The 11,764-nt window shown below is 71.4% G+C and carries 14 protein-coding genes and 1 tRNA gene; 12 read left to right on the top strand and 3 right to left on the bottom strand.

Annotation, left to right across the window (positions count from 1 at the left end; translation table 11 throughout):
- Nucleotide 1: 1 nt before the first annotated feature.
- Nucleotides 2-838, bottom strand: a complete 837-nt coding sequence (locus tag J4N02_RS06390) for a helix-hairpin-helix domain-containing protein (RefSeq protein WP_188333219.1) — start codon at nucleotides 836-838, stop codon at nucleotides 2-4.
- 107 nt (nucleotides 839-945) lie between these two features.
- Between J4N02_RS06390 and J4N02_RS06385 the strand changes: the two genes are divergently transcribed.
- Complete coding sequence (locus J4N02_RS06385) at nucleotides 946-1,923, top strand: endonuclease/exonuclease/phosphatase family protein (RefSeq protein ID WP_188333220.1); 978 nt, start codon at nucleotides 946-948, stop codon at nucleotides 1,921-1,923.
- On the opposite strand, the gene J4N02_RS06380 is transcribed toward J4N02_RS06385, so the two are convergent.
- Nucleotides 1,924-2,856, bottom strand: a complete 933-nt coding sequence (locus J4N02_RS06380; protein WP_182814962.1) for a carbohydrate kinase family protein — start codon at nucleotides 2,854-2,856, stop codon at nucleotides 1,924-1,926.
- A 35-nt stretch (nucleotides 2,857-2,891) separates the two neighbouring features.
- Nucleotides 2,892-3,818 carry a DUF4192 family protein gene (locus J4N02_RS06375; RefSeq protein ID WP_188333221.1) on the bottom strand — a complete coding sequence of 309 codons (927 nt, stop codon included), beginning with the start codon at nucleotides 3,816-3,818 and terminating at the stop codon, nucleotides 2,892-2,894.
- A 112-nt stretch (nucleotides 3,819-3,930) separates the two neighbouring features.
- Between J4N02_RS06375 and J4N02_RS16805 the strand changes: the two genes are divergently transcribed.
- From J4N02_RS16805 to J4N02_RS06325, 11 genes are all read left to right on the top strand, one after another.
- Nucleotides 3,931-4,482 (top strand): hypothetical protein, encoded by a 552-nt coding sequence (locus J4N02_RS16805; protein WP_182814964.1) that lies wholly within the window; start codon nucleotides 3,931-3,933, stop codon nucleotides 4,480-4,482.
- A gap of 37 nt (nucleotides 4,483-4,519) precedes the next feature.
- Nucleotides 4,520-4,969, top strand: coding sequence for an aquaporin (locus tag J4N02_RS06370; RefSeq protein ID WP_243760889.1), 450 nt, complete (start codon nucleotides 4,520-4,522; stop codon nucleotides 4,967-4,969).
- A gap of 177 nt (nucleotides 4,970-5,146) precedes the next feature.
- Complete coding sequence (locus J4N02_RS06365) at nucleotides 5,147-6,307, top strand: ABC transporter substrate-binding protein (RefSeq protein WP_188333222.1); 1,161 nt, start codon at nucleotides 5,147-5,149, stop codon at nucleotides 6,305-6,307.
- A gap of 82 nt (nucleotides 6,308-6,389) precedes the next feature.
- A complete protein-coding gene (locus tag J4N02_RS06360; protein ID WP_182814966.1) occupies nucleotides 6,390-7,274 on the top strand; it encodes a branched-chain amino acid ABC transporter permease in 885 nt (294 codons plus the stop codon).
- Nucleotides 7,274-8,251, top strand: coding sequence for a branched-chain amino acid ABC transporter permease (locus J4N02_RS06355; RefSeq protein WP_188333223.1), 978 nt, complete (start codon nucleotides 7,274-7,276; stop codon nucleotides 8,249-8,251). Before J4N02_RS06360 ends, J4N02_RS06355 begins: the two co-directional genes overlap by 1 nt.
- Entirely contained in the window at nucleotides 8,248-9,036 is a 789-nt protein-coding gene (locus J4N02_RS06350; protein ID WP_188333224.1) for an ABC transporter ATP-binding protein, read from the top strand. Before J4N02_RS06355 ends, J4N02_RS06350 begins: the two co-directional genes overlap by 4 nt.
- Nucleotides 9,029-9,730 (top strand): ABC transporter ATP-binding protein, encoded by a 702-nt coding sequence (locus J4N02_RS06345; protein WP_188333225.1) that lies wholly within the window; start codon nucleotides 9,029-9,031, stop codon nucleotides 9,728-9,730. Before J4N02_RS06350 ends, J4N02_RS06345 begins: the two co-directional genes overlap by 8 nt.
- The gene (locus J4N02_RS06340; RefSeq protein ID WP_208091154.1) at nucleotides 9,727-10,374 is read left to right on the top strand and encodes a CBS and ACT domain-containing protein; all 648 of its coding nucleotides are present in this window, start codon (nucleotides 9,727-9,729) and stop codon (nucleotides 10,372-10,374) included. Before J4N02_RS06345 ends, J4N02_RS06340 begins: the two co-directional genes overlap by 4 nt.
- A 78-nt stretch (nucleotides 10,375-10,452) precedes the next feature.
- Nucleotides 10,453-10,528: transfer RNA gene (locus J4N02_RS06335), tRNA-Ala, on the top strand.
- A gap of 78 nt (nucleotides 10,529-10,606) precedes the next feature.
- Nucleotides 10,607-11,320, top strand: coding sequence for a purine-nucleoside phosphorylase (locus tag J4N02_RS06330; protein ID WP_188333226.1), 714 nt, complete (start codon nucleotides 10,607-10,609; stop codon nucleotides 11,318-11,320).
- A 23-nt stretch (nucleotides 11,321-11,343) separates the two neighbouring features.
- Nucleotides 11,344-11,763, top strand: coding sequence for a pyridoxamine 5'-phosphate oxidase family protein (locus J4N02_RS06325; protein WP_182814971.1), 420 nt, complete (start codon nucleotides 11,344-11,346; stop codon nucleotides 11,761-11,763).
- The last annotated feature ends 1 nt before the right edge of the window (nucleotide 11,764 follow it).

Here is an 11,764-nt window from a genome sequence, read left to right as displayed (position 1 = left end):
GTCACACCGTCACCAGCGGCTCGAGCCGCTGGAAGGTCTTCGTCCCGATCCCCTCGATCTCGAGCAGCTCCTCCACCCGGGAGAACCGCTCGTGCTGCTCACGCCAGGCCAGGATGGCCGACGCCGTCACGGGCCCGACGCCCGGCAGGCCGTCGAGCTGGTCGGCGGTTGCCGTGTTGAGGTCGAGCTTCCCCGAGCCACCGCCACCAGCGCCGCCCCCGGCTCCCGGTGCCGCGCCCGCGCGCATCTCTCCGCCCGGGTTGCGGCCGTCACCGATCACCACCTGGCCCCCGTCGACGACTGGTGCGGCGAGGTTGAGCTCGCCGGGGCGCGCCTCGGGCGTGAGGCCGCCCGCAGCCGCGATCGCGTCCTCGACCCGGGAACCCTGAGGCAGGCGCACCACGCCCGGCGAGGCGACCTCGCCCAGCACGTGCACGCGCAGCGGCACGGGGGTCGGCGTGGGCGACGGGGTCGCCAGGACGGGCGCGACAGGGGTGGGGGCCGCCACGGCGATCGGGACCGTGCGCGCCTGGCTGATCGCCCAGACCGCGCCCACGAGGGCGACCAGCCCGATCACGCCGATGACGGCCGCGTGGGCCCGGCCGAAGACCCAGGCCGAACGGAGGGCCGCGGCGACCCCCGCCCGCGGGAGTTCCCGGCGCGGCGCCGGGTCGACACCCGCCTCCTCGGCCCCCACGTCAACAACCGGCGGCGGGTCGGGCGCGAGCACGTCGTCCCCGGGGACCGCCTCGCGGGCCGCACCGAGCTCGGCGACCAGCGCGTCCAGCCGGGCGCGCACCACGTCGCCCTGGACGGGACGGGCTCGGGACGGGCGCATGCCCGGATCTTGGGCGATCCCGGGGCCATCCGAGCACCCGGTTCCGACCGCTGTGGACAACCGTGTCCGCGGGCGGTTCGGTTGTCCACAGGTGGCACGCTGGGGCCGTGCGCACCCTCCGACACCTCGCCCTGGCCCTGGGGTGGGCGTGCGCCTTGACGGCATCGGCCCTGGTGTTGCTGTACGTGCAGCCGGAGGCCCAGGCGTCCACCGCGTGGGTGGCGATGGCGGCCTCGTTCATCCCCTACGGCATCGTCCTGTGGCTCGCCGCGACGGTGCTGTTCCTCCTGGGCGGCACGCGCTGGTCCCGGCTGCTGGCCTTCCCGACGCTCGTGGCCCTGATCGTGCAGGTCGGGTGGGCGCGCCCGTACTGGCCGATCCGGACGACACCGGAGCCGGGCGGTGCTCCCGTCCGGGTGCTGGCCGCCAACGTGCGCTTCGGCGGGGCCGACCCGGCGAGCTTCGCCCGCGTCGTCGCGGAGGCGGACGCCGACGTGGTGGTCGTCACCGAGGCGACCGAGCGGTTCCTGGGGTCGGAGGACGTCGCGGACGCACTCGCCGGCCACCCGTGGACGGTCGGCCGGGCGGCCTCCGGCCCGCAGGCGGAACGCGACCCGTCGGGAACCGTCGTGTTCTCCCGCCTGCCCCTCGCCGAGCGCGGCCGCGTCCCCAGCCGGTTCGACCAGTACGTGGTCGAGGTCTCCGCCCCCGGGACGCCCCTGGTCCTGGTCGCGGCCCACCCGGCCAACATGCTGGGCAGCGCGTCGACGTGGGAGCGCGAGGGCGCCATCCTGCGCGACGCGATCCGCCCCCACCTGGCCGAGCCGCTCGCCGTGGTGGGCGACCTCAATGCGACCGCCGAGCACCTCACGCTGCGCATGCTCCTCGCGGAGGGCCTCACCCTCGGGTCACAGGAGGCCGGAGCCGGGTGGCAGCCCACGTTCACGAGCCTCCCGTTCGGCCCGCCCCTGATCGCGATCGACCACGTCCTCACCAACGAGCACGTGACGACCCGCAGCTTCAGGACCGCCCCCCTCGAGGGCTCCGACCACGCGGTGGTCGTGGCCGACCTCGTCGTGCGCTGACTACGCCCGCGCGGCGTCCAGCTCGGCGGCGGTGGGCGGGTCGGCCCCCTCCCGCTCGCACACCAGCGACGCGGCCAGGGCGCCCCGGCCCAGGGCGTCCTCCAGCGGGAGCCCGCGGACGACCAGGCCGTCCAGTAGGCCCGCCATGAACGTGTCCCCCGCGCCGATGGTGTCGACCAGGTCGACCGGCGGGCTGGCGACGGACGCGAGCCCGTCGGGCCCGGCGGACACGGCGCCGTCCGCCCCCCGGGTCACCACGGCCCACGTGACGCCGTAGCGCTCGCGCAGGGCCACGACCAGTTCGGCGGGGTCGACGGGCAGCCCCGAGTGGGCGGCCAGGTGCTCGAAGTCCTCGTCCGACCCCTTGACCAGGCCCCCACGCTCCCCGACCACGCGCAGCCACGGCTCGATCGCCGCCCAGTACGCGGCCATGTCGGGGATCACCGTCGGGCGCACGTTGACGTCGACCGAGAGCGGCCCGGTCCCCGACTTCACCCAGGCCAGCAGCGCCTCGTGGCCGGGGCCGACGACCGTGACCAAGGACGCCACGTGCAGCCAGTCCCCCTCCCCCAGCTCGGGCAGTTCGTCGGCCCGCCAGCCGAAGTTGGCGGTCCCCGCGAAGTGGAAGGTGTAGGAGGCCTTGCCCACCTCGTCGAGACTCACCACGGCCAGCGAGGTCGGCTGGGCCGCCGCGACGGCCAGGGTCGTCCCGACGCCGTTCGCGGCCAGGTGGCCCCGAAGCTGGGCGGCGAACGCGTCGTCCCCCAGCCGCCCGAGGAACTCCACGGGCACCCCGAGGCGCGCGAGCCCGATGGCGCTGTTCATGGGCCCACCGGCCGACAGCGCGCGCCAGGTGGAGGCCCGCGTGTCGTCGGACGCCGCTCCGGGCACCAGGTCGATCAGGGCCTCGCCGCACACCACGATCCGTCGCATGGGGGTATCGTAGGGCGCCCCGGCGGGCGCCGCCCTCAGGCGCGGGCCCGCCGCAGCTCGGCCGCCAGCGAGTCCCACTCCGCGGGAGGTACCGCGCCCAGGTTCACGGCCTGCAGGAAGCGGGCCCACTCGGCCGGACCGGGCCGGTCGTCCATCGCCTCGAGGCACACCGACTGCAGGGCGCCGTCGCCGTTGAGCCACGCGGCGAGCGCCGCCGCGGCCAGTGCCCCGCCGACGCAGTTCGGCACCCCGCAGCCCACGACCTGCAGCCACAGCGACACGCGTGGGGCCGCGTTGGCCCGCGTGGTCGACAGCAGCGCCTCGTCGAGGAAGCACGGGTCGTGGCTGGCCAGGCACAGCACGGTCGCGTCGTCGATCTCGAGGTCGCCCGGGGCGTCGTCGTGCGCGGCCAGCAGGGCGCGCGCCTCGCCGAGGATGTCCGACAGGCCCTCCGCCCGCGCCGCGACCCGGTCGAGGGACGCCGTCACCTCCGCCGGCGTCCGGTTGGGTTCCACGAGCGCGTACAGCTCCTCCCGCGAGCCCCGGATCGGCCGCCCGGCGTACGCCGCCTCGGCCAGCAGCACGCCGCCCAGCGCGTCGTAGGGCGTCCCTTCGTCGTCGGGGTGTTCGTACCACCGCTCCCCGTCGGCGTGGACGAGGATGCGCTCGGCGTCCCCGGGGAGGGCAAGGTCGACGTCGTCGAGCCCCCACCAGGCGCACCCCGCGTCGGCGGAGAACGCGATCACGACGAAGTGCGCCCCCGGCAGGCGGTGCCAGGCGGGGGCAAGCGCCCGCGCCGGCGGGGCGTCGAACAGGTCGGTGCGGGCGGTGAGCTGGACCATCCCGTCGCGGATCGCCAGCAGGACGAGGGAATCGTGGGGGTGGAAGCCCAGCAGGCTCGGGACGACCTCGACGAGGTCGGTCAGGCTGGTCACGGTGGTGCGTTCGGGCGCTTCGGTCATGCCCTAGTTGTCGGCGGGCTGCCCGCGCCCCGTGCACCCGGTTCCAACCGTCCACAGGGCCCGTCACGGGCCCGCCCGTTGTCCACAACCACCCCTCTAGTAATCTCGCCCCATGAGCCAGCCGTGGCAGCAGGACCCGTACCAGCGGCGTCCTGTCGACATCAACGCCTACGCCCCGCCCAAGCGCGGTGGCGGCGGCTGGTGGCTGGCCCTGGTCGGCATCGCGCTCGTCGGCGTCGTCCTCGCGGCCCTCTTCCTGCGGCCCACCCCGCCCGCGCCGAGCGAGCCCGCCCCCTCCCCGAGCGCCTCCGAGGCCGCCAACGCGGGCCCCGGCATGCCCTTCACCATGCCCGGCAGCACGACCAGCCACGGCCGGTGGGAGGTCCTAGACCACTCCTGGGACGTCGACGGCGTCACCCTGCGCGTCCGCGTGACCGCCGACGGCGGTCGGGTGAGTTACGGGTTCGTGGCCTTCTCCAACGTGGGCACCGAGGTCTACGAGCCGCTCCCCGGTGCGCCGGATCCCGAGATCGGGTCCGGCGTGCTCGAGGCCGGACAGTACGTCGAGGGCAACCTCTACATCCCCCTCCCGCGCGGCGACTCGACGCTCATCCTCACCACGGCGCAGGGCCGGCAGATGTCGGCGCTGCCCATCCCGGGCTGACGTCGCCCGGGCGGGTGACAGGCCGCCCGCCGGCCTCGTGCTGTTCGTCATCGCCTCCGGCCAGCCGGGCTTCGACGCCGTCGCGTCAGGCCTCGCCACCAACGGCTACGGCGACCGCTCCCCCGGCGGCTACTCCCTGCTCGCCGTGCTCGTCGCCGAGGTCGTGTTGACCGCGATCTTCATCTGGATCATCCTCGGCGTCACCTCCAACAAGGCCCCCAAGGGCTTCGCCCCGCTGGCCATCGGCCTCGCGCTGACCCTGATCCACCTGATCTCCATCCCGGTGTCGAACACCTCGGTCAACCCGGCCCGTTCGCTGGGCGTGGCGTGGTTCGCGGGTGCGGACGCCCTCATGCAGGTCTGGGCGTTCATCGTGGCCCCGATCGTCGGCGCCCTGATCGCCGGCATCTCCTACGCCGCCCTGACCGGCGACCGTGGCGACGTGGCCGAGAACGAGCCCGTCCAGCGGGCGGCCACCGAGGCCTGAGCCCCGGCGGCCCGTCGTGCAGCCGAGGTTGCATAACGGACCGGTCACGAATCCGGCCCCGGCGGGGGCGTCCGGCTCACGTCCGTGAGACTGGCCCCCCGCCGGGGCCGTGCGTTTGTACCATGCGGCGCATCCGCTCCTCCCCATCCGGAGCGGCCGACCAGGGAGATACACCACATGAAGCGCATCCTCACCGGCCTCGCGGCCGCGACGGTCGGCCTCGCCATGCTCGCCGGTTGCTCCGGCGGTGCGGGCCAGGCTCAGGCCCCCGCCGGCGACACGATCAAGATCGGCGTCAACTTCGAGCTCTCCGGCGACGTGGCCACCTACGGCGAGGCCAACGTCCAGGGCATCGAGATGGCCGCCGAGGAGATCAACCAGGCCGGCGGCATCGACGGCAAGCAGATCGAGCTCGTCAAGTACGACACCAAGTCCGACGCCGCCGAGGCCACCACGCTGGCCACCAAGCTGATGACGCAGGACAAGGTCATCACGGTGATCGGCCCGGCCACCTCCGGCGGCATGAAGGCCACCATCCCCGTGGCCGAGCAGAACAAGATCCCGGTCGTGTCCGGCTCGGCGACCGCCGACGACGTGACGGTGGACGCCACCGGCGTGAAGCAGTTCGCCTTCCGCACCTGCTTCAACGACTCCTTCCAGGGCACCGCCGCGGCGAACTACGCGGTGAAGAAGTTCGACGCCAAGAAGGCCGTCATCCTGCGCGACAGCTCCAGCGACTACAGCAAGGGCCTGGCCGACGCGTTCCGCACCACCTTCACCGAGGCCGGCGGCGAGATCGTGTCCGAGGACGCCTACGCCAAGGGCGCCGACAACTTCAACGCGGTCATGACCAAGTTCAAGGGCCAGCAGTTCGACGTCATCTACCTGCCCGGGTACTACACCGAGGCCGGCAAGGCCATCAAGCAGGCCCGCGACCTCGGCGTCACCCAGCCCATCCTCGGTGGCGACGGCTTCGACTCCCCCGTGCTCGCCGAGCAGGCCGGCGCCCAGCTGACCGACGTGTACTTCACCAACCACTACAGCTCGGCCGACCAGGACCCGAAGGTCCAGGACTTCATCAAGGCCTTCCAGGCGAAGTACAACACCGAGCCGAACGCGTTCAACGCGCTGGGCTACGACACCATGAAGTTCGTCGCGGACGGCGTCGCGCGCGCCTCCGAGAAGACCGGTGAGGGCGTCCAGAAGGCCCTGGCCGAGACCAAGGACTTCGCCGGCGTCACCGGCACCTTCTCGGTCGACGAGAACCACAACCCGGTGAAGGCCGTCGTCTTCATCGGCTACAAGGACGGCGAGGTCGCCGTGACCGAGAAGGCCTGACCTTCCCGGTAGACCACTCGACGAGGAGTGGGACGGCGCGTCCGTCCCACTCCTCGTCCGATCAGGGGGAGACTCGACACCCGTGGAGCAACTCGCACAACAGCTGGTCAACGGCCTCGCGCTGGGCAGCATCTACGCGCTCATCGCGCTGGGCTACACGATGGTGTACGGCATCATCCAGCTCATCAACTTCGCCCACGGCGACGTCTACATGGTCGGCGCCTACGTGGGCTACTTCTGCATGGTCCACCTGAAGCTCGGCTTCGTGGAGTCGCTCCTGATCGCCATGGCGGCGTGCACGGTGCTCGGGGTGGTCATCGAACGGGTGGCGTACAAACCCCTGCGGAAGTCGACGCGCATCGCGGTCCTGATCACGGCCATCGGCGTCTCGCTCCTGCTCGAGTACACGATGATGTTCTTCGTCGGCGCCGACACCCGCACCTACGGCGTCCTGCCCCCGTTCATGGAGCAGAGCTTCAACGTCGGCGGGGTGCTGGTCACGATGAAGCAGGTCATCATCGTCGGCGTCTCCGTGCTGTTGATGGTGGTGCTGCAGTACATCGTGCGGCGCACCAAGGTCGGCAAGGCGATGCGCGCGGTGTCGCAGGACGCGGACGCGGCCCGCCTGATGGGCATCAGCGTCGACAACACCATCTCCTTCACCTTCGCCATCGGGTCGGCCCTGGCCGGCGCCGCGGGCGTGCTGGTGGGCGTCTACTACAACGCGATCAACCCGCTCATGGGCCTGCTGCCCGGCCTGAAGGCCTTCGTCGCCGCCGTGTTCGGCGGCATCGGCCTGATCCCCGGCGCGCTGCTGGGCGGCTACTTCATCGGGGCGTCCGAGACGCTGGTGGCCGGCTACTGGTCGAGCCTGTACACCGACGCCGTCGTGTTCGCGATCCTCATCCTCGTGCTGATCTTCAAGCCCACCGGCCTGCTCGGCAAGAACGTCCGGGAGAAGGTGTGATGAAGAACCCCCTCGTGCGCCAGGCGCTCACCCTGTGGCTGCCGCTGGTCGCCACCTACGTCATCGTCCTGCTGCTGGTGCAGGCCGGCATCATCGACGCCTACATGCAGGTGACGATCGCCACGATCTGCATCAACATCGTGCTGGCGGTCTCGCTGAACCTCATCACGGGTTTCACCGGCCAGTTCTCCCTGGGCCACGCCGGCTTCATGGCGATCGGCGCGTACTCCACCGCCCTGGTCACCATGCGCTGGGACAACGTCTTCGGCTTCGTCGGCGGCCTGCTCCTGGGCGGTGTGATCGCGGCGCTGGTGGGCTTCCTGATCGGCCTCCCGACGCTGCGCCTGCGCGGCGACTACATCGCCATCGCCACCCTCGGCATGGCCGAGATCATCCGCATCCTGCTGCAGAACTTCGAGTTCACCAACGGCGCGGCGGGCCTGTCCCCGGTCCCCCAGCACATGGACTGGACCTGGTTCTTCATCCTCACCGTCGGCAGCGTGATGCTGATCAGCAACTTCATCCGCTCCCGGCAGGGGCGCGACGCCATCGCGGTGCGCGAGGACGAGATCGCGGCGGAGTCCATCGGCGTGAACACCACGCGCTCGAAGGTGCTCGCCTTCACGATCGGCGCCTTCTTCGGCGGCATCGCGGGCGGTATGTACGCCTCGTACTTCTACGTGATCAAGCCCGAGCAGTTCGGCTTCCTGAAGTCGATCGACATCCTCGTCATCGTGGTCCTGGGCGGCCTGGGCTCCCTGTCGGGGTCGGTCATCGCGGCGTTCCTGCTGGCGATCATCTCGACGCTGCTGCAGCCCTTCCCCGGCGTCCGCATGATCCTGTACGCCCTGCTGCTGATCGTGATCATGATCTTCCGCCCGCAGGGCCTGCTGGGCAACCGCGAGCTGTCGCTGAGGCTCCTGCCACGGTTCGGCAGGCAGAAGGACGCCACGGCGTCCGGGACGGAGGCCCCGTGAGCCGCATCCTGGAGGTCACCGCGCTGACCCGCAGCTTCGGCGGCCTGACCGCCGTCTCCAACGTCGACCTCACCCTCGAGCAGGGCGAGCTGGTCGGCCTGATCGGCCCCAACGGCGCCGGCAAGACCACGGTGTTCAACCTGCTCACCGGCGTCTACCCGCCCTCGTCGGGAACCATCGTGTTCACCTCGCACGGGAAGACCCAGTCGATCGGCGGCAAGGCGCCCTACGCCATCTGCCGCGCGGGCGTGGGCCGCACGTTCCAGAACATCCGCCTGTTCAAGGAGCTCACGGTCCTGGAGAACGTGATGATCGCGTTCCAGCAGAACCAGCGCTACCCGCTCCCCACGACGTTCCTGCGCCTGCCGGGCTTCCGGAAGGCCGAGGACGAGATCCGCGAGGGCGCGATGGAACTGCTGCGGGTCATGCACCTGGAGCACGTCGCCGACGAGCGCGCGGTCAACCTCTCCTACGGTGGCCAGCGCCACCTCGAGATCGCGCGGGCCCTGGCCACGCAGCCCACCCTGCTGCTGCTCGACGAGCCGGCGGCCGGCATGAACCCCACCGAGACCGCGCAGCTCACCGAGCTCATCCGGCAGATCCGGCGCGACTTCGGCCTCACTGTCCTGCTCATCGAGCACGACATGAGCCTGGTCATGCAGGTCTGCGAGCGCATCTACGTCCTCGACCACGGCATCGTGATCGCCTCCGGCACCCCGGCCGAGGTGCGCGCGAACCCGAAGGTGGTCGAGGCCTACCTCGGCGAGGAGGTCGACCATGCTTGAGATCAAGGACCTCGAGGTCAGCTTCGGCGGCATCACGGCGCTGAAGGGCATCTCGCTGACGGTCAACGACGGCGAGATCGTCACCCTGATCGGCGCCAACGGCGCCGGCAAGACCACGACGCTGCGCACCGTCTCGGGGCTCGTCAAGCCTCGCGCGGGCCAGGTGCTGGTCGACGGCAAGGACGTCACCCGGCTGTCGGCCCAGGCCCGCGTGAAGCGCGGCCTGGTGCAGGTGCCCGAGGGACGCCGCGTCTTCCCGCAGATGTCGGTGCTGGAGAACCTCGAGCTGGGCGCCTACCTGCGCAGGGACAAGGGCGTCGCGGGCGACCTCGACCAGGTGTTCACGCGCTTCCCCCGCCTGGCCGACCGCCGCAAGCAGCACGCCGGCACCCTGTCGGGCGGCGAGCAGCAGATGCTGGCCATCGGCCGGGCGCTGATGAGCCGCCCGCGCATCCTGCTGCTGGACGAGCCATCGATGGGCCTCGCGCCGCTGCTGGTGCAGGAGATCTTCTCGATCGTCAGCGAGATCAACGCCGGGGGCACGACGGTGCTGCTGGTGGAGCAGAATGCCAACATGGCACTCCAGGTCGCCGACCGCGGCTACGTCCTGGAGACCGGCAGGATCGTGCTGGCCGGCACCGCGGCCGAGCTCACCAGCACCGACGAAGTCAAGCGCGCCTACCTGGGAGGATGACCGTGTTCGTCAAGAACCGCATGACCGCCAACCCGTGGACCGTCCGTGCCGACGCGACGATCCCCGAGGCGATCGCCCTGATGAAGGACAAGCACGTCCGCCACCTGCCGGTCATGGACGCCGGCCGCGTGGTCGGCGTCATCTCCGAGGGCGACATCGACTCGGCCCTGCCGAGCAAGGCGACCTCGCTGTCGGTCAACGAGCTCACCTACCTGGTCAACAAGCTGTCGATCGCCAAGGTGATGTCGCGCGACCCGATCACGATCTCCCCCGAGGCCCTGCTCGAGCAGGCCGCCGTGGTCATGCGCGAGGCCAAGATCGAGATGCTGCCCGTGGTCGAGGGCGGCCGCCTCGTGGGCGTGATCACCGAGTCCGACCTCATCGACGCGTTCATCGAGATCATGGGCTTCCGCGACCACGGCACCCGCCTGGTCATCGAGGCCCGCGACGTCCCCGGCGCCCTGGCGCAGATGGGCTCGATCACCAGCAAGCACGGTGCCAACGTGCAGCACCTGGCCGTCTACCGGGGCTCGGGCGAGACCTCCGACGTGGTGCTGGGCGTCAACACCACCGACACCACCGAGCTCGAGGCGGACCTGGCCGCCGCGGGCTTCACCGTCCGGGGGCGCCTGGAGAACGACTGAGACGAGTCCGGTACGGGCCGATTTGGACTCCTCGGGGTTGTCGGGGTAAAGTTCTTCTTCGTTCCGCACCGGAACATCGGGGCTATGGCGCAGTTGGTAGCGCGCTTCCATGGCATGGAAGAGGCCAGGGGTTCGAATCCCCTTAGCTCCACCACGATCCCTCGTGAACCCCGGCTCCGGCCGGGGTTTTCGCGTCTGGGGGCCCGTGATCCGCACGACGAGAGGCACGCCCATGGCAACCCCGCACATCGCCGCCGAGCCGGGCCAGGTCGCCCCGCTGGTCCTCATGCCCGGCGACCCCAAGCGCGCCGCCCGCATCGCCGCCGAGCACCTCGAGGGTGCCGAGCTGGTCAGCGACGTCCGCGGCATCGGCTGCTGGACGGGCTCGTGGCAGGGCACCCCGATGAGCGTCATGGCCTCGGGCATGGGCATCCCCAGCGTCTCCATCTACGCCACCGAGCTGTTCCGCTTCTACGGCGTCGAGCGCATCGTGCGCGTGGGCACCTGCGGCGGCATGAGCGACAAGGTCGCCGTCGGCGACACCATCGTGGCCACGGCCGCCCACACCAACGCGTCGCTGTCGACGCTCTTCGTCCCCGGCATCTCGCTGTCGTGGACGGCCTCCTACCCGCTCCTGCGCGGGGCCATGGACGCCGCGGCGGGCCTCACCGACGCCACCGTCCACACCGGCCCGGTCTACTGCTCCGACCACTTCTACTTCGCCAACCCCGACATCATCGGTGGCCTCGCGAAGTACGGCACCCTGGGCGTGGAGATGGAGTCCGCCGGCCTGTACGCCTGCGCGGCCGCCGAGGGCGGCGAGGCGCTCACCGTGCTCACGGTCAGCGACCACCTGTTCGACTCCAGCCGCGACATGAGCTCCGAGGAGCGCGAGACCCTCTACGCCACCAGCGTGCGGATCGCCGCGGCAGCTTTGCTCGCCTGACCCACCGCGCGCCATGATGGGCCATGGCGATCCCACGGGACGACTTCGTCCGCTACGTCACCGACCACCCGCTCGGCGTGGTGTCCACCCATGACGCCGAGCGCGGCCCCGAGGCCGCCCTGCTGACGCTGGCGCCCCTGCCCGACGGCGACGTGCTCTTCGACACGCAGGTGTCCTCCCGCAAGGCCCACAACCTCGCCGCCGACCCCCGGGTCGCGCTGGTCATCGGCACGACCGAGGAGTCCTCGATCCAGGTCGAGGGCACCGCCGCCTTCCCGGCCGACGCCGCCGAGCAGCGGGCATGGGCCGCCGCGTACGAGGCACGCTTCCCCGACTCGCAGGCGGCGGACGCGGCGTTCACGATCGTGCGCGTGCACCCGCACTGGCTGCGCCACTACATCGTGGGCGACACGATCCACGAGGGCCCGGTCGACTGGGCCTGAC

This window comes from Propioniciclava sp. MC1595, from assembly GCF_017569205.1.
Taxonomy (GTDB): Bacteria; Actinomycetota; Actinomycetes; order Propionibacteriales; family Propionibacteriaceae; genus Propioniciclava.
This window is presented reverse-complemented; position numbering and strand designations above follow the sequence as displayed.

Bases quoted from the DNA above. Each gene is read 5' to 3' on its own strand.
- J4N02_RS06390 (WP_188333219.1), bottom strand. From the start codon at position 838: ATGCGCCCGTCCCGAGCCCGTCCCGTCCAGGGCGACGTGGTGCGCGCC.
- J4N02_RS06380 (WP_182814962.1), bottom strand. From the start codon at position 2,856: ATGCGACGGATCGTGGTGTGCGGCGAGGCCCTGATCGACCTGGTGCCC.
- J4N02_RS06375 (WP_188333221.1), bottom strand. From the start codon at position 3,818: ATGACCGAAGCGCCCGAACGCACCACCGTGACCAGCCTGACCGACCTC.
- J4N02_RS16805 (WP_182814964.1), top strand. From the start codon at position 3,931: ATGAGCCAGCCGTGGCAGCAGGACCCGTACCAGCGGCGTCCTGTCGAC.
- J4N02_RS06365 (WP_188333222.1), top strand. From the start codon at position 5,147: ATGAAGCGCATCCTCACCGGCCTCGCGGCCGCGACGGTCGGCCTCGCC.
- J4N02_RS06355 (WP_188333223.1), top strand. From the start codon at position 7,274: ATGAAGAACCCCCTCGTGCGCCAGGCGCTCACCCTGTGGCTGCCGCTG.
- J4N02_RS06345 (WP_188333225.1), top strand. From the start codon at position 9,029: ATGCTTGAGATCAAGGACCTCGAGGTCAGCTTCGGCGGCATCACGGCG.
- J4N02_RS06340 (WP_208091154.1), top strand. From the start codon at position 9,727: ATGACCGTGTTCGTCAAGAACCGCATGACCGCCAACCCGTGGACCGTC.
- J4N02_RS06330 (WP_188333226.1), top strand. From the start codon at position 10,607: ATGGCAACCCCGCACATCGCCGCCGAGCCGGGCCAGGTCGCCCCGCTG.
- J4N02_RS06325 (WP_182814971.1), top strand. From the start codon at position 11,344: ATGGCGATCCCACGGGACGACTTCGTCCGCTACGTCACCGACCACCCG.